The 19,843-nt window shown below is 40.7% G+C and carries 21 protein-coding genes; 12 read left to right on the forward strand and 9 right to left on the reverse strand.

Annotated features, from left to right (window positions below; translation table 11 throughout):
• Nucleotides 1-87: 87 nt before the first annotated feature.
• Complete coding sequence (ndhL, locus tag AB0756_RS04655; protein WP_050046274.1) at nt 88-300, reverse strand: NAD(P)H-quinone oxidoreductase subunit L; 213 nt, start codon at nt 298-300, stop codon at nt 88-90.
• Nucleotides 301-329: 29 nt separating this feature from the next.
• Between ndhL and AB0756_RS04660 the strand changes: the two genes are divergently transcribed.
• Together AB0756_RS04660 and AB0756_RS04665 are read left to right on the forward strand one after the other, a co-directional pair.
• Entirely contained in the window at nt 330-620 is a 291-nt protein-coding gene (locus tag AB0756_RS04660; RefSeq protein WP_137986457.1) for a hypothetical protein, read from the forward strand.
• A gap of 650 nt (nt 621-1,270) precedes the next feature.
• On the forward strand, nt 1,271-2,590 hold the full coding sequence (locus AB0756_RS04665) for a hypothetical protein (RefSeq protein ID WP_038072437.1): 1,320 nt from the start codon (nt 1,271-1,273) through the stop codon (nt 2,588-2,590).
• Nucleotides 2,591-2,598: 8 nt separating this feature from the next.
• On the opposite strand, the gene AB0756_RS04670 is transcribed toward AB0756_RS04665, so the two are convergent.
• Nucleotides 2,599-3,510, reverse strand: coding sequence for a lysylphosphatidylglycerol synthase domain-containing protein (locus tag AB0756_RS04670; RefSeq protein ID WP_038072435.1), 912 nt, complete (start codon nt 3,508-3,510; stop codon nt 2,599-2,601).
• A 182-nt stretch (nt 3,511-3,692) separates the two neighbouring features.
• Here AB0756_RS04670 and AB0756_RS04675 point away from each other — a divergent pair, with 182 nt between their 5' ends.
• From AB0756_RS04675 to AB0756_RS04685, 3 genes are all read left to right on the forward strand, one after another.
• Nucleotides 3,693-3,899: a hypothetical protein gene (locus tag AB0756_RS04675; RefSeq protein WP_038072433.1), complete on the forward strand. Its 207-nt coding sequence runs from the start codon at nt 3,693-3,695 to the stop codon at nt 3,897-3,899.
• 40 nt (nt 3,900-3,939) lie between these two features.
• Nucleotides 3,940-4,479: a DUF6658 family protein gene (locus AB0756_RS04680; protein ID WP_038072451.1), complete on the forward strand. Its 540-nt coding sequence runs from the start codon at nt 3,940-3,942 to the stop codon at nt 4,477-4,479.
• A 93-nt stretch (nt 4,480-4,572) separates the two neighbouring features.
• Nucleotides 4,573-5,166: a hypothetical protein gene (locus tag AB0756_RS04685; protein ID WP_038072431.1), complete on the forward strand. Its 594-nt coding sequence runs from the start codon at nt 4,573-4,575 to the stop codon at nt 5,164-5,166.
• Nucleotides 5,167-5,223: 57 nt separating this feature from the next.
• Here the strand turns inward: AB0756_RS04685 and larC are convergent, their stop codons facing one another.
• Nucleotides 5,224-6,477 (reverse strand): nickel pincer cofactor biosynthesis protein LarC, encoded by a 1,254-nt coding sequence (gene larC, locus AB0756_RS04690; protein WP_038072430.1) that lies wholly within the window; start codon nt 6,475-6,477, stop codon nt 5,224-5,226.
• Between the two features lie 395 nt (nt 6,478-6,872).
• Here larC and AB0756_RS04695 point away from each other — a divergent pair, with 395 nt between their 5' ends.
• The 5 genes from AB0756_RS04695 (at nt 6,873) to AB0756_RS04715 (ending at nt 11,705) form a co-directional block, all read left to right on the forward strand.
• Nucleotides 6,873-7,529 (forward strand): L-threonylcarbamoyladenylate synthase, encoded by a 657-nt coding sequence (locus AB0756_RS04695; protein WP_038072428.1) that lies wholly within the window; start codon nt 6,873-6,875, stop codon nt 7,527-7,529.
• Between the two features lie 375 nt (nt 7,530-7,904).
• Entirely contained in the window at nt 7,905-9,125 is a 1,221-nt protein-coding gene (locus AB0756_RS04700) for a HetZ-related protein (RefSeq protein WP_038072426.1), read from the forward strand.
• Between the two features lie 614 nt (nt 9,126-9,739).
• Entirely contained in the window at nt 9,740-9,946 is a 207-nt protein-coding gene (locus AB0756_RS04705; protein ID WP_050046276.1) for a DUF751 family protein, read from the forward strand.
• 56 nt (nt 9,947-10,002) lie between these two features.
• Nucleotides 10,003-10,401 (forward strand): 30S ribosome-binding factor RbfA, encoded by a 399-nt coding sequence (rbfA, locus tag AB0756_RS04710; RefSeq protein ID WP_038072423.1) that lies wholly within the window; start codon nt 10,003-10,005, stop codon nt 10,399-10,401.
• A gap of 1,067 nt (nt 10,402-11,468) precedes the next feature.
• On the forward strand, nt 11,469-11,705 hold the full coding sequence (locus tag AB0756_RS04715; protein ID WP_017749881.1) for a DUF4327 family protein: 237 nt from the start codon (nt 11,469-11,471) through the stop codon (nt 11,703-11,705).
• A gap of 321 nt (nt 11,706-12,026) precedes the next feature.
• Here AB0756_RS04715 and AB0756_RS04720 read toward each other — a convergent pair whose 3' ends face one another.
• Nucleotides 12,027-12,374, reverse strand: a complete 348-nt coding sequence (locus AB0756_RS04720) for a hypothetical protein (RefSeq protein WP_038072421.1) — start codon at nt 12,372-12,374, stop codon at nt 12,027-12,029.
• Between the two features lie 137 nt (nt 12,375-12,511).
• Here AB0756_RS04720 and AB0756_RS04725 point away from each other — a divergent pair, with 137 nt between their 5' ends.
• Nucleotides 12,512-13,399: a cation diffusion facilitator family transporter gene (locus AB0756_RS04725; protein ID WP_038072419.1), complete on the forward strand. Its 888-nt coding sequence runs from the start codon at nt 12,512-12,514 to the stop codon at nt 13,397-13,399.
• A gap of 62 nt (nt 13,400-13,461) precedes the next feature.
• On the opposite strand, the gene guaA is transcribed toward AB0756_RS04725, so the two are convergent.
• The 5 genes from guaA to AB0756_RS04750 all read right to left on the reverse strand — a co-directional run bounded on the left by guaA (nt 13,462) and on the right by AB0756_RS04750 (nt 18,063).
• Nucleotides 13,462-15,084, reverse strand: coding sequence for a glutamine-hydrolyzing GMP synthase (guaA, locus tag AB0756_RS04730; RefSeq protein WP_038072417.1), 1,623 nt, complete (start codon nt 15,082-15,084; stop codon nt 13,462-13,464).
• A gap of 222 nt (nt 15,085-15,306) precedes the next feature.
• Nucleotides 15,307-16,425: a cobalt-precorrin-5B (C(1))-methyltransferase CbiD gene (gene cbiD, locus AB0756_RS04735; protein ID WP_038072416.1), complete on the reverse strand. Its 1,119-nt coding sequence runs from the start codon at nt 16,423-16,425 to the stop codon at nt 15,307-15,309.
• 46 nt (nt 16,426-16,471) lie between these two features.
• Nucleotides 16,472-16,768, reverse strand: a complete 297-nt coding sequence (locus tag AB0756_RS04740) for a DUF7734 family protein (RefSeq protein WP_038072413.1) — start codon at nt 16,766-16,768, stop codon at nt 16,472-16,474.
• Nucleotides 16,769-16,912: 144 nt separating this feature from the next.
• Nucleotides 16,913-17,506: a DUF3177 family protein gene (locus AB0756_RS04745; protein WP_038072411.1), complete on the reverse strand. Its 594-nt coding sequence runs from the start codon at nt 17,504-17,506 to the stop codon at nt 16,913-16,915.
• A 335-nt stretch (nt 17,507-17,841) separates the two neighbouring features.
• Nucleotides 17,842-18,063, reverse strand: coding sequence for a Calvin cycle protein CP12 (locus AB0756_RS04750; RefSeq protein WP_038072409.1), 222 nt, complete (start codon nt 18,061-18,063; stop codon nt 17,842-17,844).
• Between the two features lie 408 nt (nt 18,064-18,471).
• Here AB0756_RS04750 and AB0756_RS04755 point away from each other — a divergent pair, with 408 nt between their 5' ends.
• Complete coding sequence (locus tag AB0756_RS04755; protein WP_038072407.1) at nt 18,472-19,686, forward strand: FIST signal transduction protein; 1,215 nt, start codon at nt 18,472-18,474, stop codon at nt 19,684-19,686.
• The last annotated feature ends 157 nt before the right edge of the window (nt 19,687-19,843 follow it).

Below are 19,843 nucleotides of genomic sequence, written 5' to 3' on the forward strand. Positions count from 1 at the left end.
GAAGTATATAAGGATGAAGGATGAAAAAAGTTCCAGTACAGTATACGTCCGGATTTCATACTCGATCCTTATATACTTTATCCTTTCTTAAACTTCTATTTGTCGCCGTTGGGGGCGATAGTTGATAACAGGCGACAGAAGCAGTAGACCTGGGAAGAACAAAAATACTAGAAAGTACATGAAAGCACGTTCCACAGAGCTAGCTACGTACCACCGAAATTTTAAATACAGCAGGACAGCTGCTGGTACGACGAGTAAATAAGCTCCTGCCAAAACTAAATACAGTAGCGCTACAACCATAATTCTTAGCTCTCGGTGAAAAAGACCTATTGGTGCATCTGTTTTCCATCATAGGGAATGAGGGACAAGGGGGACAAGGGGGACAGGGAAGCCATGATAAGTTATCGCTCATTTCCAAATTGCCCATTGCCAATCCCCAATATTTTTTTCCTTATGATTGGACAAATGGCAAAATTAGTGGTGGAATATATAAAGAACAAAAAAACATCAGTCAAAAACTGATTTCTTTTGCTATAATCGTCCAAGTGCTGATTGAGGTGAGTAAAAATCAACCTAGCCAGCAAAACCTGGATTCATCTGGGGGTGTGGCGGAATGGTAGACGCTACGGACTTAGAAAACTGAGCCTTGATAGAGAAATCTTTCAAGTGACTGCTCTCAAACTCAGGGAAACCTAAATCTGTGATCTGTTTACAGACATGGCAATCCTGAGCCAAGCCAAGGTAGTTATCGGTCATTTTTGACTTGTCCTTCGGTTAGCGATTGATAACAAAGGACAAACAATAAATGACAAGTGACTAACTCGGAAGGTGCAGAGGCCCGACGGGAGCTACCCTAACGTTAAGTCGAGGGTAAAGGGAGGGTCCAATTCTCAAAACTTTACAACTTTGTGGATAGTGTAAAGCAGTAGCGAAAGCTGCAGGAGAATGAAAATCCGTTGACCGTAAAAGGTCGTGTGGGTTCAAGTCCCTCCACCCCCATTTAAAAATTAGATCTTGGAAAGTTGGAAAAGATAGTCAATACTATCTAGTCCTCATATATCTGTAGGTAAAGTGTAATTTCATACGAGTACTTAAGTAGTTTTTTATAGATTTTGATAAATTTTGATATAAGTAAGTCTGTAATTTTAAGGTTTGATAAAACTTCGTTTAAAGAAATACTGAACTTTTCAAGAAGCGATTGATACTGTTTGTAGGTCAAGTTAAGCTGATAAGAATATGTATTGGGTATTCTTTGGTCTTGAAAAATACCATGACCGCTAACAGCTTAACGGGTAGTCAGAGCAATAAATATACTTTTGACTCTGAGAACAAACGACTGGATTTAGAGATTGCACAAGAAAGGATATATAACTATTTTATTGGAATTGTCAAAACCTGGGAACCTGAAGATGTTTTGCAAGAATTTAAGCGTGTATTCTTAGGATTTTTTGGGGCGGGTAATTCTGATTCAACAGCAGGAATTTATGAAATCTTTTCTAAGAATGAAGAACAGGAGTTCATTCATACACTTAAGCGCTGCTGCTATATTCTGATTAATAACTGGGAAAGCAACAGAAGACATAAGTATGTTCAAGAATTAGTGAATTTACTGTCTGGCTATAAAGATTTTAAGCCTACTAAATATATAAAAAATAGTTTTTATATTCAGTGGATAGAAAATTTTCTTGAGAGTGAAGAATATCATCAGCTTCAATTCTTTGCCTTGAAAAATATTGACGAACAATCTCAAAGAAATTGGATTAATCGTTACTCTTCTTATCTGCTAGTCGCTCAATCTTTGGATATTAACAATTCCAAGGAACAACAAGAAGCGGCTATAAAGTTATCCAGACATTTGAAAGACAAATTTAAGTTTGAATTGGCAATGTATATTGCTCGTTCTCAATCTTCTACATCAAGCACCAGTCGATACAAAAATCCCAGTATTTTAGGAGATAACGTTCTCCGTTTAATTAAAGCGATTGTTGTTAAGAAAGGTACGTTTAGTTATGAAAATATTGCCAATATCTTTATTCAGCAAACTCAAAATCAAACATTAGAAGAATTTAAGGAGAATTTGCAAAAGTATTTGATTTTTTCAGTTCAACAACAGGATTTTATTGAAACTTTAAAAACGCAATTGTCAGAAAAGCTATATCCTTGGAAAGCCGAGCAACATACAGAAATAATTAACAAGGATTTAGTGTTAAGAACTTGTAATAAAGTCATTGACCATTTAATAACTGAAAATGGTAAAGAACCTTCATCATTATTTATTTTACTATTATCTCAAGGTCATCCTCTGACATTGGTTATTGTATTGCTAAAAATTATTTTAATTTCTAAAAATTCGCGTATTCATTTGGAAAGCCGCATAGCTTACTTGATCCGCTACTACAATAATTATCCAGAAGATGAATGCCAGTGGTTGATCAATTTTATTGAAATGTTTAATATTACTTTTGCAATTTATGCAGAAAATGTTGAGTATAATTTGATTAAGATAAAAGAAGATGAACCGCTTGCCGAACCACAGGTGAATCTTGATGATTACCATGTTTTTTCTCAGCTAAAGAACAAAACCGTTTAACCGATCGATTACAACGAAAAACGTTTATCAAGCCATGCTAAAGTAGCTCCTACAGTTTCAGCAAAAATACTAATAAGGCGATAAAGACCAACAGCACTAATGACTAAAGAGGGTGGAAAATGAGACTGTAAGAGTGCGATCGCAGTGGCTTCAAATACTCCCAAGCCACCAGGCGCACCCGGAATAATAAACCCTAACAACCAAGAAAAGCTAAAAGCTCCCAACAACAAAGGTATATGATTCCAATATAAAGGGCTTAGAGCAAAAAGAGTTAAAACAAAACCAAAAGCACGCAAAACGACAAAACCCAGTTCTCCTAACAAAGGTCGCCACGGGTAATGCTGAAGAGTGGGAGTTGAGGTTGGAGTAGAATCTGACTTTTTGACCTTCAAGCGTTGTACGATGGCAATTCCAAAGTTTAAAAACTTCGGATGAAGTACGCAAAGAACTCCCAGCAAGCAAAAAAGTTGTATTATGTGCAAGTAGAGGGTCGATTCGCTAACTATAGATTGACTGGTAAGCAAAAAAATAATTAAAGCAGCCGCAGCCATGAGCAGTGGTTCTAACAAAACACTGAGAGTTGCAATTTCTACAGAGATACTAGCATTTTTGGCTGCGAGGATTCGTCCATAGTAATGCCAAACATTACCCGGTATATATTTAGCGATATTTGTTTTTAAGTAGACTTGAACAAATTCAGAAGAACGTATAGGTTGATTTAAATCTTGAAGAACCCAAGCCCAAATCCAACCTGCCCAAATGTGTGCCAGTAATGTTATACCTGTTGCAATCGCTAGAATTGCCCAACCCAAAGCATCAATATTAACAGCCGCAACCCCTTGCCAATTATCCTTAAGGGCTTTTGCTAAAAAAAATAAAGTTCCACCCAAAATTACCCAGCGTAAAATCCGCTTTATCATTTTAGTAATTAGTAAATTAACTGATAGTTTTGATAATTATACAAATACTTTGACGTGGGTTAACTCCCTAGATTTCTTAAAAAAGGCGGGGATCTTGTAACGTTGTTTACATAAATTCATAACTAAAGATTCTGTATCGCTATCGAAGCGAAGCCTTTTATATGTAAAAGAAATTCTAGAAAATGACAATAGCTTATATCCTTCTTAAGTTAGAGAAGAAGAGCAAAGCAGCGTTAAAAGAAATGAGACCTTTGCTAGAGGAAAGAATTGCCATTTTCTCTGTAATCTTAGTACCTGTTGGTCAAATATTGCAAATCTTAGGCAAGCAACAACAAAGCGAAAACGAAAAGTTCCTTCATAGAAAAATTTTGAGTGAAGGAATTTTCTGAAGTCCTATTGTTACTTGTTGGAGGTTACAAGGAGGAATTGGTGAACCGTTTAACAGCTTTTTTAAACAAACTGCGGCTGCGCCAGATTTTAACTGTATTTTTGGCTGGTCTATTGTTGATAGTAAGCACTGCTTGCAGTAATGCAGACGTTCAAGGTGCGAATCCAAAAAACCCCGCCGTACAAGCTGGTGGTGCAAACAACCCTTATAAAGGTGGTGGGGATAAATATACGAATTCAAAGATGTCCAAATCTGGGCTAGACCAATCGAGCTTACAGCTAAAGTCACCATCAATAGTCGCAACAGCTGTTAATAAGGAAGTCAAACTTTATCCTGGTGCTGAAACACCAGAAGGTAGAGCTTATAAAGAAGCAGAATTGCCTATCAAATCTGCTAAAGACTTTCAACAGCCCGAACCAGGTGGTTTAATTCAGCGTGAGTCGAGCGTTGTAGAACGCGCTAAAGACAGACTTGATACTGTTGGAAAAGCATTCCAAGATGCCTCAGGATTCATCAACGACAAAGCAGATGAAGCATCTCAGAGACCGGAATTGCAAAAGAATCCAGCAGTCGGTAAGTAGTCGATAGTGAATTGCAAACAGTCAATGACTGCATTGCTAACCGCTTTCTGACGGAAGTTTAAATTAAGTACACTCATTGCAAGGAGTAGCACTATGAGAAGAGTAGTTGCTGTGTTGAAAAATTTGCGTCCCCTGAAAGTTTTAACAGCTTTTGTTGCAAGTGCAATCCTGTTCTTAACACAGGCTTGTGATTCTGCAGTTGCAACAACACCTAATCAAAGCAGGGAAATACCTCATCAAATCGTGGGAGAACAGTCTGCAAGACCTAATTCCAATGTATACGTACCCAAGGGAGAGAATCAGCTATCTCCCTATGAGGGCGGAATGAATAACTTTAGCGATGTAGACCCCAGAAATCAATCAGCTAACGTGAAAGCTAGAGCTGAATATCTCAAAGAGAATGCTGAGCGCAACGTCATTGACGAATCCAGCAACGTAGGAGAAGTTGGTCGTCGCATTCTTGGTAAAAAGAATGAGAATGCCAAAGATTTTGGTGACACCCTAAGAGAAGGTGGTGAAAGAACAGCAGATAAAGCTCAAAAAACCACCAGTGATTTTATCAAGGGAACCCAAAGAGGCATTGAGAACATCAAAGAAAATACTGGCAATGCGGCTAGCGATTTGGGTAGAAATACTCGGAATAAAGCTGCAGAAGCAGGTAATGCTATCAGAGATGCTGTTGACTAAACAGTGATTCGCGATCGCTCTCCATAACCAGTAGAGATGCGTTGTTATAACGTGTCTCTACTGGTTTTTATGCTGAACATACCACTGGTTTAATGCCAGTCGGTGAATTTCCCGCCAGGAAATATTGTTCTTTCTTGCTAATTCTGCACAGTCTTCGTATTCCGGTTGTACGTTAGAAATGGCTTTATCTTTTTCCTGACCCGTCCATGCGACTTTAACACGTACCGTACCATATTCAATCTCTATTGGTTGAATTTCTCTTGAGAGAATGGCACGTTGTTGAGTAGAACGGCGAATTCCTAGAGTCGTAGTTTCACGAAACAAAATTGTTTCACAGTTAGATAAATTCTCGGGATGGCAAATAACAGTTAGCAAAATTCCCGTCCGGGATTTTTTCATGCCAATGGGTTGGGTAAAAACATCCACTGCACCAGCTGCAAACAAGGTGTCAAATAAGTAGCCGATCGCTTGCGGGTTCAAGTCATCTATTTGGGTTTCCAAAATTGCGATCGTTTCTAAACTTGGACTGTGGGAAACATCTGCTTCACCGATCCACAAGCGTAAAATATTTGGTATTGGTAAATTTATAGAACCTGCTCCCAATCCTACTTGTTTGATGGTCATTGGGGGTGGCGAGCCAAAGTTGACTGCAAGGGTTGTGACAATTGCAGCTCCAGTTGGTGTCACCAATTCCCGTTCAATGCCGTTGCTATACACCGGACAACCGCGCATTTCCCACAATTTCAAGACGGCTGGTACTGGCACTGCCATCTGACCGTGTGCTGCTTTGACAGTTCCTCCACCGACTGGTTGGGGCGAACAGTATAGTAAGGGCAATTCTTTCTCATTGCTTTCAATTAAAAGCCAATCTAGTCCCAAACAAGTGCCAACAATATCTACAATTGCATCTATTGCACCTACTTCGTGAAAATGAACGTTTTCGGGAGGAACACCATGCACTAATCCTTCGGCTACCGCCAATTGTTGAAATACGGCCAAACTCCATGCTTTGGCACGTGATGGTAACTCAGCCTTTAAAATCATCTCGCGGATTTCAGGTAAGTGGCGTCCGTGATGGTGGCTGTGTTGGGAGTCATGGTGATGGTGCTTTGTTAAGTTCACATGAACTTTCGTAGCCTGTTGACCGTTGCGAAGGACTAGTTCTGCCTCGATCTGGTACTCACCCTCAATTCCTAACTTGTTTAAGTTTTCAGTTAAGTACTCTAAAGGAACGCCCAGGCTCACCAAACTGCCCAAGCACATATCACCTGAAATACCCGTTGGGCACTGAAAATAAGCAATTTTAGTCATTAGTTTAGTAGTTAGTTGTTAGTTGTTAGTCTTTGGTGGTTAATAGTAAGTCTAGCCCTGTAAAAAGGTCTCCTTGCATGGGGGACTGGCATATAGCCCCGTGCGGGTATAGCTAAGGGCATTGCGTATTTCTTATGCCCGGACATTGCACGATGCTGTAGGCTTTGCCCGTAAGGGCAATAAGCGAAGCTATATGCCTTGCACATCTCCTCTCGGAGATACCCGAAGGGTTAGTTGAGGCACATTGCTTTGCGCCCGTACACAAACTATCACTAACCCTCTTTTTCTGCCAGTTCCCTATGGAGGAGAGAAGTTGCAAGCAGAAGACAGCACTCATCCCACCACCTACTCACCACTAACAACTAACAACCACCAACAACCCTTATTTATCTCTTATGGCAAAAATTTTTCCAGTTCATCCTGATAATCCGCAATCTCGACGAATAGAAGAGATACAAGCAGAATTGCGACGCGGCGCGGTGATGCTTTATCCTACTGACACGGTTTATGCGATTGGATGCGATCTAAATGTTAAGTCAGCAGTGGAGCGAGTGCGGCAGATCAAACAGTTAGCAAATGATAAACCGCTAACATTTTTGTGCCCCTCTCTCTCAAATGTCACCACGTATGCTTTTGTAAAGGATACAGCTTATCGAATTATGAAGCGTCTGATTCCCGGTCCGTATACGTTTTTACTACCTGCGACTAAGTTAGTACCGAGGTTGGTACAAAATCCGAAACGGAAAACGACTGGAATTAGAGTCCCAAATCACACCGTTTGCTTGGCACTGCTAATGGCATTAGAAAACCCAATTATTTCCACTTCAGCCCACGTGCCTTCAGATGATGTTGATGAGTTGCTTGAGGTAGGAACAGACCCTTTCCTCTCCCGCGTAGAAATGTTCGATCGCTTGGATAAACTGGTAGATGTGATTGTGGATACTGGCGAGGAACCCACTTATGAAGTCTCTACCATTTTAGACTTGACAGGAGAACGACCAGTTCTCACAAGACAAGGTTTGGGTTGGGAAAAAGCTGCAACGCTAGTATAAGCTTTATACATCACTACTTCATCTGACGATTTCGGATTTTGAAGGTTTAGCGCTCCAGTTTTACGATTGTCATACTTGTTAAGCTGAAAGTGCCAGTCACTCAATTGGGTCAAAAGCCTTACAGAGTTCAGGTTAGAGCCATTTTAATTTGGCTGTAGAGAATTGCATGCCACTGAGTATCTGGTGGCTTGTGAACGAAGCGACACAATGCAATCCCTGTAACTTTTCCGGATGCTCTACAGTCTTATATGTAAGCAGTGCTGATGGCGGTTCTTGACATATGAAGAATATGTAAGTTATTCGTCAGTAGAAGCTTGACACCTCAGCGCTGTTTATGCTTTGTCCTTACGGTGCTATACCACTCCCAGAAACATCATGAAAGCTAACCTCGCCAATCTACCTACCCCAACACCAGATTTCAATCGCGAAGCTTCTACAGAACAATCCCAAACAATTGATACAAATGCTTTGGTGCAAATGTTGTGTCAGGATATGCAACCTGAGGTGAAAACATCACTGGATTGCATGGAAGCTGTAGCAAAGCGCATAGCCCGAGAGGTAGAACGTATTTGTGAAAAAAGTTCTCGTATTAAAACTTCCGGACAAGTTACGTCTTGGTTAGTCACTTTAGCTAGACATCGGTTGCATAAATGCCTGCATTACTACCAATTAGGTTCAAAAAAAGGTCGGGTAGAATTACACAGCCAACTGGGTGCTATGGTTTATCGCCACGTTGCCACACCTAACTCCGATTTAGGATTTGATGCCCGTTACAACCTAATTGAAGACTTTCTGCAAGCGTTTTATTTGGAAGCAATTAAAGCTTTCCGTCGGGAAAACGAATTAGCTGAAGATTACACACCTCGGACTCAATTAGAACTGGCAGAATACATGGCGTTTACCGAACAGTATGCCAAGCGTCGCATTAACTTACCTGGTGGTGCCAATCAACAGCTTGTGATACTGCGTGCTCAAGGTTTTGCTCGCCGTCTACCTCAAGAAACAACAGTTGATATTGAAAGGGCAGTTGAGTCTGGCAAAACTGAAGATTCCGAATCTTACCAACGGAATTCGGCAGTTCAACAAGTACGTTCTCAAATGATTGCACAACCGAGCTTCGATCCCGCTGAGGAATCCGAGCGCGATCGCGTCATTTCGGAATTAGTAAAATACTTAGAATCGCAAGGACAATCTGACTGTGTCGATTACTTAACATTAAAATTACAAGATTTTTCTGCTCCAGAAATCGATCAAATTCTCGGTCTTACCAGTCGTCAGAGAGATTATTTACAACAGCGTTTTAAATATCATGTGGAAAAGTTCGCAAAACAACACCACTGGCAATTGGTACATCAATGGCTCGGCGCTGGGTTGGAGCAAAAGTTGGGTTTATCATCTCAACAGTGGGATATATTTTTAAGCCAATTAACCGAACAGCAACGCCAAATACTAGACCTCAAAGCTGAAAAGCAAAGCGACCAAGCGATCGCTAAAGCTGTTAAATGTACCCCCAAACAACTACAAAAGCGCTGGACTCAACTGTTAGAACTTGCATGGGATATTCGGAACGGAAACACTGAAATTCAGCCCGGTTAAAGTCATGGTTATTTGCATCTACTTTATGAACGCAAGCTTAACCAATTTATTTCTGACTTTATCCTGTTTGTTTAAATGTTTATTATACCTTGGATACCTTTCAGTTTAACTCCAATTCTTCTCTATTTCCCCCGCCAATCTTACTATTTAATATTAGGGATTGCGACTGCTTTGTTGAATCTTAGTTTCAAACAATATATTTTGTAGTCTCTTTTCAAAATAGTATAATTTGTCTCTTAATTGATAGAAACTTAAATTAGGAAGCGGGGGTATAAAGGGAAGTAAAAAACTGAAACGAATCAAATTAAACCCAAAAAATATATAAAAATTATTATCAAATTTCTTTAATTTTAAAATATTCATTTTATGAGATTTATCAAATAAAAATAGGGTGCTAAATGCCTATTACCCAAAGATTTGTCCGAGCAATTTCTGCGACATCCAGTTACACATACAGTACTGCCACCATTATTGGTAGAAAAAATTTATTTATATTAAAATACACTACTTTAAAATAGAAAAATCAACGGCTTACTGGTTCCCGCTCGCTGTATTAAGATAAGATTATAGGGAGAAACCAACCTACATCTTATATCAAAACCATCTCAAATCAAATGTTTGAAGGATTTTGGGCAAACGTCTTTAGATATCCCCGTTACTTGGTGACTATTCTCTTAGGAGTCGTGTTAAACGCATTTTCGCCTTTGATACCGTTATTTAAACGCCCAGTTACCTTAGTCGCTCTTTTGGGATTTTTTGGAGCTAGTCTTGTTTTCGTCACTCTGACTTTGCGCGCAATGCTGGGCTTAAGCTCAGTTTAGTCTGAAGTTTAGAGATATTTTCATCATTACAACCTCTTGTGAGGAGATAAATTGTTATGGCTACAGATCGCCGTGTTTCCCGAGTTGCTGAATTGATAAAACGGGAAGTTAGCCAAATGCTGCTCAACGGGATTAAGGATGACCGTGTGGGTACAGGAATGGTAAGTGTCACTGACGTTGATGTTTCTGGTGATTTGCAGCACGCCAAAATCTACGTCAGTATATATGGTTCGGAGGAAGCCAAAGCAGAAACAATGGCTGGGCTAAAGTCGGCGACAGGTTATGTCCGCAGCGAACTAGGTGCAAGAGTTCGCCTGCGTCGCACTCCAGAAGTCGTCTTTATTGAAGATCGTTCTATAGAACGCGGTACTAAAGTGCTGTCACTCTTAAACCGATTGCAGGAAGAACGGAAGCCCGAGCGAGAAAACAATTACGATAAAGATGAAGAATCTTAATCTAAAAGATTAAGTAACGTGAACAACAATCAACTTATGGTATATTAGCCAAACATTTTACAGACGCGAAGCCTTCGCGTCTGTTTCAATGTTGATATATATAAAATTCAAGGCTAAGGAGTGAAACACATAAGATATATTAATAGTTAACCGTTAAGAGAGCCAGCGCTTATTTAATCATGATGCGATCGCTAAATAACTTGAAAAAAGGCAATAGAGCAGAAAAGCAAGAATCACAGACGCTCATAAAAGTTATATAAGGCAACAAAACTTTGGAAACTTATCAACACTGTCTCAGAGTAAAAAGACTTATTTCAAATGGAATATGAAACTTAGACTCTTGATTGCTAAACTCAAGCCATTGCTAACTTGGAGGCAAACTTCTCATGTAGTAGTCAATGTGAGTTTTGTGTTTGTTGATTCCGTCAGTTACCCAAACTACCAAAGTCGCAACAGTTTTCCTTAAGAAAATATTAATAAGTCATGACTAATGAACCTTTGTGTTGTAGGGTAGCTTTTGTGTTTTGCAACACTTTATACTCACTATCCCAGCAATTGTTTCAAGCGTATTTTCTGCTAAACAAAGACAAAAGAGTGGAGAGAGTACCTTACGTACTTTGTTGAGTATGTAACCAGAGCAGAAGTAGCCTCTTTGTTGCGTGGAAAAAGGTTTTACCTAAAGTTTCTTACCTTTTTCATCCTTATTTCTAGAGGATGGATATTGAACCCTATGGTAAAGAACGCCCGTACTGACTTTTTGGAAACATTCAACATCTTCGACTTTCTGCCGTATGCCCTTATTCTTGTAATTTATGATTTATCCAACCTGTATTGGACAAATGCACTACCATATTTACCCCGTGTGTACGCCAAACTTGGAAAATGTCAGAGAACTTTGACAATTTTAACATTTCTTCATATAATTTGAGGATGTGTAGCGTCAAAATGAAAATAGTTCCGTATATAAAACTACAAAACTGTAGCAACTAGTCTTTTATTTCCGGTGATGTTTGTTCCTAACTAATTTTGGGAATACTACTTACGTGTTAATCTGTGAGCAAAAAATCATGAGTGTGAATACGGTGCCTTCTATCAGTTACTATTCTTTAGACGTGATACAAGAGGAAGCACGGCGGTTAGTTCAAAGGGGCTTGGTTAGCAGACAGCAGCCAATCTACACCCTGTGCCAGTATATTCCAGCTAGAGAATGGGTCTGCATTGAATGCGAATTGGAAAAGTGTGATTTTTTATTACGCGATCGCATCGCCGATCTGATTGGTCGCGAACAATGGGAAAACGACTGATCGGTTTTCGCTCCGATGTATGGATTAGGAACTGATTTCGGGTAAGCGTGATTTAGATGGAAAGAGACTTCATCTTTTTGTTGAATGACATTCTCTACTACATCGACAACCCACAACTATCCGGAAAAGAAAATATTCCACGTCTGCTAAATACATATGTACTAATGTTTTTATAAAATTCCCTGAAATACACCCGCATACAGCCGTTTCGAGCAACCAGTCTTTGAAGCGTGGCTGTATCGGGTGTAATTACTTTATGGGTATTTTAGATTTTGGATTGGGAAATACACGATTTCTCCTTGTCTCCCAACCCCCAACCGTCTACTCCCTCTCTAAATACTGATTCACATCCTCAATAACTCGGGTCAGTTCAGCTTCTGTTGTTAAGCGAATATTAAGGTCACGGATAGTTAACAAAACTTTAGCGGCGAAGGGAGAAGGCCAAATATTAGGATTGCAAAAAATTTCTAGAAACACTTCTCCTGTATATCGATATTCCATAGGAGATTGTGGTGTAGGCTTACTACTACCAGACGCACTTTTAGCAGAGACGACTTTAAGACTGTGCGTTAACTGGTCAAGGGTCGCCTTAAGTTCTCGTGCTGCTTCCAGTGAAAAACTAAAAGAGACAGAACCTTCAACTAGATTCAGTGTTAAATTTCCGGACATGAGTTTTCTATCAAAACGTCTAAATAATTCATGTTACCGGGATTTAACTTGAAATTACGTAAGGGTTTGCAACATTCTTTAGATGTTCCCAGTTTTACAATGTAAGTTGTAAAACAAAATATTTAAAGACTGATTTTATGACCTACGATAATAGGGGTGCAGTACAAAAAGTTTTAATTATTACTTTATTCCTCAACATATTTGTGATGGCATTGAAAGCTGTTGTGGGATATTTGACAGGTTCTTTAAGCTTACAAGCTGATGCCTTGCACAGTGTGACTGATAGTGCCAACAATATTTTAGGATTAGTTGCTAGTCGGTTCTCTTCGCCAAAACCGGATCGCGAGCATCCTTACGGACACCAAAAATTTGAAGCAGTGGGAGCGTTAGGGATTTCTGCTTTTTTAGGCATAGCCTGTTTTGAAATTCTTCAAGGAGCAGTGGAACGAATCATCCATGGCGGTCAGATGGTTAGAATCTCACCATCAGAATTATGGATACTGCTGATAGTTTTAGGAGTCAATATTTTTGTAGCTTTTTACGAACGTGGTGTAGGACAGAGAGTTGGTAGCCCGATCCTGATTGCTGACGCCAAACACACCATGAGTGATATTTGGGTGACCATTTCCGTTATTGGTGGATTGATTGGTGTATGGTTGGGCGTTCAATGGATAGATGTAGCTTTAGCTTTTCCCGTCGCGTTGTTAGTTTTTTGGAGTGGTTGGACAGTTTTAACAGAAAATTTACCCTGGCTAGTTGACAGAATAGCGATCGCACCGGAAGCCATTCATGCGATCGCAGTTTCTGTTCCCGGTGTTCTCAACTGTCACGATATTGCTTCTCGGGGCGTTTTAGGTCGTCAGGCTTTCATTGAGATGCACTTAATCGTGGATGCAGCAGATGTAGAGACTGCTCATCAAATTACAGAAGAAGTAGAGAGGCGGTTAGAAGAACGGTTTCATCCAGTTAGAATTCTCATTCACGTCGAACCACCAACTTATCAATCCAGTCACATTACTTTTTGATAGTGGTTAGTTGTTGGTTGTTGGTTATTCAAACCACGAACTACTAACCACTAACCATTAACCTATTCCCACTCTATAGTTCCAGGTGGCTTGGAAGTGATATCGTAAACGACACGGTTCACGCCTTTTACCTCATTAACAATTCGGTTGGAAATCACTTCTAAAACATCGTAAGGGACACGCGCCCAGTCTGCTGTCATACCATCTTCACTTTGTACGATCCGCAAAACGATGGGATAGGCATAGGTACGTTGGTCACCCATGACTCCCACACTGCGAATTGGAAGAAGTACAGCAAAAGCTTGCCAGTAATCGTGATACAAACCACGTTGGTTAATTTCTTGACGCACGATTAAGTCAGCATCGCGTAAAATGTTCAGGCGTTCGGCAGTGACTTCACCTAAGATGCGAATTGCCAAACCCGGTCCTGGAAAAGGATGTCGTTGTACGATTTCTTCTGGCAAACCGATAGCACGTCCGACTTTACGGACTTCATCTTTAAACAGCTTCCGTAGGGGTTCCACCAGTTTAAATCTCAAATCTTTAGGCAATCCCCCAACATTGTGATGGCTCTTGATTTTGACTGCGACTCGTTCCCCAGTTTGCGGGTCAACATTAGTATCGGCAGATTCGATCACGTCTGGGTAGAGGGTTCCTTGTGCCAAATAATCAAACGGACCAAGAGTTTTTGAGGTTTCTTCAAATGCACGGATAAACTCATGTCCGATAATCCGACGCTTTTCTTCAGGGTCGGTAACGTCAGCCAATGCGGAAAGGAAACGCTCTCTAGCATTGACGTATTCTACGGGAATATGAAACTGCTCTCGGAACAGTTTTATTAATCTCTCCGGCTCGTACTTCCGCATAAAGCCTTGGTCGATGAACACACAAGTCAATTGGTCGCCAATGGCTTTGTGCAGTAAGAATGCCAAAGTAGAAGAATCGACTCCTCCGGAAAGTGCTAGCAATACACGTTTGTCACCAACTTTAGCGCGAATTTCTCGAATGGCCTCTTCTACAAAAGCAGCCGTCGTCCAAGTTGGTTCGCACTCGCATATGTGGTACACAAAGTTACGAATTAAAGCCAATCCACCAATAGAATGAACGACTTCTGGATGAAATTGAACCCCGTAGAGTTTTTTCTTGTGCTCGGCGATGGCTGCACAAGGGGTATTTTCTGTATGTGCTAGCACTTCAAACCCAGGTGGCATATTGATGACTGAGTCCCCGTGGCTCATCCACATAGTTGTGCCATCTTCGACATTAGTCAGCAGGTCTGTCGGGTCATCTATATGTAGAGAGGCTTTTCCGTACTCCCCTCGGTCAGCTTTTGCCACTTCTCCACCCATTTGTTGCACCATGAGTTGCATACCGTAGCACACACCCAAAATAGGAATTCCTAAATCCCATATCTTTGGATCGCAATGGGGAGCGCCGTTGTCATACACTGACTTTGGTCCACCCGAAAGGATGATTCCCTTGGGATTGAGTTGACGTAGTGCTTCAGCTGTGGTGCGATAGGAAAGGACTTCTGAATAAACCTGTGTTTCACGAATTCGACGAGCAATCAGTTCGGAATATTGAGAACCGAAGTCTAGAATTACAATGATTTGGCGATTGAGTTGCCTCAAAGATTCCTCTGTTTGAGGCGCTTGTTGTGTGGGTAGAGTCACCGCAGTATTCATGACGGGATGGTGTAAATTGAATGAAGATTGACAACTAGGGGGTATTGATTGATACCAGTTTCTGCCTTACCAGATGGTGATGGTAAAATAGCTCTTTCCTAGACGCGACATTGCTGCGCGACTGTACAGACCTTATACGTAGCAGTGAGATTACGAAAAAACTTACTCTAACCTGGTAAAAAAAGTTATTGAACGCTAGTGTTTAAGATTATTCATATTAAATTAACATAGTTTTGCCATGAGAGTATGTGCAGTTTTGCTTTTTACAATAACTTTGCGATCGCGATCGAAAAGGACTGAGCCAACATACGGTAATGTCCCTGCTTCACCGATCTGGTTCTTTATATAATCTCGCGAACGAGAATCAATTTCTTGCACAATAGAAGTATATACCCGTTCTACCCAATCATGACCACCAGATGTATGTAAAGAGCGGAGGTAAACCAAAGCTGCTTCTGCTGTACTGCTGTTAAACACAACCTGCAAGTCTTGAGTGGGTAGACCAACATTAGCACAATGAGCTACTAGAATGTCCCGACGTCCATCAGCAAGATGATGATGGGTGTGAAAGATTCCGCCCGCAAGTTTTATGAGCTTGCCATGATATCCAAATAATAGGATTTGCTTAACATTTTGTAAAGCTGCTTCTACAAGCATCGGACCAAGCCAATTAGCTGTTTTTACCAGTTTTTCTCGGTCAATCCCTAGTTTTCGCGCTAAATCTAAACCATTTTCACCAACACAAAACACCAAACAATCAAACCGGGATACTTTATATTGTAACTGTTCTCGAAAAGCTTCCAATTGACCCGGAGCACTTAAGGGTTGAGAAATCCCTGTTGTTCCGAGTAGAGAGAGACCTTCAACAACACCAAAAGCAGCGTTAGAAGTCCGAAGAGCAAGCGATCTGCCTTCTGGTAAAATAATTGTTACAGTAATTCTTTCTTCCGGTGCAAGCATTGGCTGCAAATTCTCTTGCAACAACCTGCGAGCGTAAGCGTAAATAGCAGGTTTCCCCCCAGTTTCAACTATTTTTCCAATTCCCTCTCCCCCTTTAATAGTTATTTTCTCCCCATCTTTCCCTTGTGTTCCCAACTCCACCAACGCCCAGATAGGAGTGTTTCTTGTAATATCTAGATTATCTCCAGGATCGGAGCGAGCGATCGCCAAAGCCATATTGTCGGACAACCCCGCAACCTGTTCTACAGGTATGTCTACCACTTGGCCAGGTTCAATCAAGTCTACTGATACAGAAAGTACGGCTTGACGGTAATGCAACCAGTGCAAAGCAGCCATAGCAGACGCACAAGCAAAGACAGGAAGAGTATATCCAGGAACCATAGGAATTATGAATTATGAATTATGAATTATGAATTATTTTCTGAATTCATAATTCATAATTCATAATTTCTTCCATGTTTTGCCAAGAGATGTCTTGCTGAATGTAACGTGGGGCTTCTGGATTGTAAGGGCTTGCAACTCGATCGATTTTGATAATTTTTGCGTCATTTGGGATTACGGGTATGTCGGGATCGAAAGCAGTTGGACGCATTAATGAACTGGAAAACCCTTTGAAAATAGCAATTTGGTCTTGTTCTCCTGCAACTTCTATTGTTACTAGTAAAACCTCTTGCGGATGTTTAGTTGTGTATTTTTCTAACTGCTTGTTAATAGAATGGGTCATAAATTAACAGATTATTGACAATCGCTAATAAGTGAGTTTAGAGCCCCAACTTCTTGAAGAAATTGGGGCTCCAACCAGCTTTTATAGTACAAAGGTACCGAATTTCTTTGTCAGGGATAGAGGGAGGATACGCCTGACTCACAATTATTGAGGTGTTGCTGAGCGTCCTTGCTTTCCTAACTTAATAAGGACAAAATAGCTTAAATAAAGCACGTAGATGACTAAACCAAGAATGCCAAGAAATCCAAGGAATCCTGGTTTTGTATCGTGATGGAAATAATCTTTAAACATAAGCGGTGCTTCAAACCAGACGCGACAATATGATGTTGCGATCGCAGTTTCAGAAAAAGCACAAACTATGAAAGGTATCAAAGCGAATGCACCTAAAATACAGTAAACAGTGATACCCCAACGCCATGAAGTAAAAATTAATTTTAGAAGTCCGTCTGGCTGATACTCTATTTCATCATTGAGATCTATCCAGAACCATAATGAAACGGGAATTAAAATACGAGCTATCAATCCTGAGATAAAACTAACACCAAATCCACCAATCATTAAGTATATCGTAATGGCTAGTAAACTGGCGACTCTCCAGTAAATTAGAAGTAAGCGTTGTATGGCTTCAGCTTTTTGTACAAAAGCCCAAAGTAGCAGAATTACAGGCAAAATAACTGTAAACAATACTGCTACTCGGTAGTCTATCCAAACTAGGGGACGAAACCAGACTTCAGGCATAATATTTCCTCATATTAGCGAGCGGGGACCAATTACCAATTAAGTATGACAAGTCATTTCAACTCACATGACTATAGTTTAAGTTTTCCCTCAAGAGGTTCAATCCCCCACTAGCTAGTCAGTTTTTTGTAGTTTGCTCATTGCTTGTTGGCTATCGGTCACAGATCGCTGTAAAAATAAAACCTCACTCTATTCCTCTAGACCCTGCTGTAACACGGGATGAAAAAGGTTGGAGTGAGATTCACACACAAGTGCTATTAAAGCACACAATTTTCAGTAAAAGGCTTGTGGTTGTGTTTCCACTAGCCCTAAAATAAGAGTTATGGAGTTAACTCTTAGTCTTCGTAAACTCTGCATTCATCTGCTTCTGGGTTGGCATCACAATATTGCTCTAGGGATGTTTTGCGCTTTGCTTGGCGTTGGTGAGAAGCCTCAGCTTGTAGTTCTTCCACTGCATCCCAAGCTGCTGCACATTCGGCAGAATTGCTACCTGTGACGTCACATGTAGCACGGGCTTGTTCAACTTCTTGGTCGATCTTGTCTTGAATGTTGCTCATTGTCTTAGTTCTTGTTGCGTGTTTTCAATACTAGTATAGAAAAATTTTCAAAATGACAGTTTTTCGTACTATCATCCCCTATTTTACTGTGTCTGTGCAATAATTTTGTCAATTAATGGATCTGTGCTTCATAACTATTACAGCATTTATGATAGTAACAGTGTATTCATCTATAATGTCTTAATGTTTTACAAGGTTACCGAAAAACTGTAAATTATACAATACTTCTTGATGTAAATACTAATATTATAAAAGTATAATCATTCTAAAAAATAACAGATTGCTGAGAGGATTAGTTAAGAAGTCGCATCAATTCTATTAGGATGCGTTATAGTAGTCCCCAAAATAGAAAAAGAAACTGGCTTACTTAACAACAAAAGCCGAAGAACAATATAGAGTGTAAAACTCATGGCAGACCAAATGCAGTGGGCAAATGCCCTATCAACCCGTCCTTCCTTAGAAGCAGCTGTTTCAGATGTAGTACAGCGCACTGTCTCATCGCTAACAGCACCTCCAGATTTAGGGCTGGTGTTTATTTCGTCTGCTTTTACGAGTGAGTACTCTCGCCTTTTGCCACTCCTAAACGAGCAACTGTCAGCACCTATATTGTTAGGTTGCAGTGGTGGTGGTGTGATTGGCACAACTCAGTGGGGAAAAACACAAGAGTTGGAAGCAGAACCCGCACTCAGTTTAACTTTGGCACACCTACCTGGGGTTAATATCAAGCCGTTTCATATTGTTCCTGAAGAATTACCGGATCTCGATGGACCACCAGATGCGTGGATAGATCTGATTGGCGTACCACCAACACCCGTGCCGCAATTTATACTATTGTCTGGCTCATTTTCTTCAGGAGTCAACGATTTATTACAGGGTTTAGATTTTGCATACCCAGGGTCAGTCACAATAGGAGGACAGGCAAGTGGTGGTGGTTTGGGAGGGCGGATCGCTCTTTTCTACAACGACCTTCTCTATAGAGAAGGAACTATTGGCATCGCCCTGAGTGGCAATATTGTTTTAGAAACAATTGTGGCACAGGGATGCAGACCTATTGGGAACCCTTGCCAAGTCACAAAAGGCGATCGCAATATCATCCTAGAACTTAACGAGCAAGTACCGTTAAAGGTATTGCGAGATTTGATTGCTGATTTGAGTGAAGAAGATCGCATGCTAGCACAACATTCCTTATTTGTTGGTTTAGCAATGGACGAATTCAAGCAAGAATTGCATCCAGGAGACTTTCTAATAAGAAGTATTTTAGGGGTAGAACCATCCGCAGGGGCAATTGCGATCGCCGACTACGTTCGTCCGGGACAGCGCTTGCAATTTCACTTACGCGATGCTCAAGCATCCGCTGAAGATTTAGAATTTTTGCTGCAAAGGTATCAAAAACACAGTTCTTCAGACGCAGCCGCAGTGGGAGCGCTCATGTTTTCTTGTGTTGGTAGAGGAGAGGGTCTTTACGGAAAGCCGGATTTTGATTCTCAATTATTCAATCGCTACATCAAAAATATACCATTAGCAGGCTTCTTTTGTGGCGGCGAGATCGGTCCTGTGGGGGGTAGTACGATGATACATAATTATACTTCTGTGTTTGGAATTTGTCGTTCTGTTAATGGCTAATGGCTAATTGCTAATGGCTAATTGCTAATGGCTAATTGCTAATGGTGAGTCCAGCCCTGAAGGCGGTGAGACCGGTGCTACAGGCGAGTTTCCCGCCGTAGGTAACTGGCGAACCCGTATAGCCCTGCGGGCATAGCTTCGCAACGCGTATAGCCCT

Origin of the sequence: Tolypothrix campylonemoides VB511288_2, from assembly GCF_045999855.1 — a bacterium.
In the GTDB taxonomy this organism is placed as follows: Bacteria; Cyanobacteriota; Cyanobacteriia; order Cyanobacteriales; family Nostocaceae; genus Scytonema; species Scytonema bouteillei_A.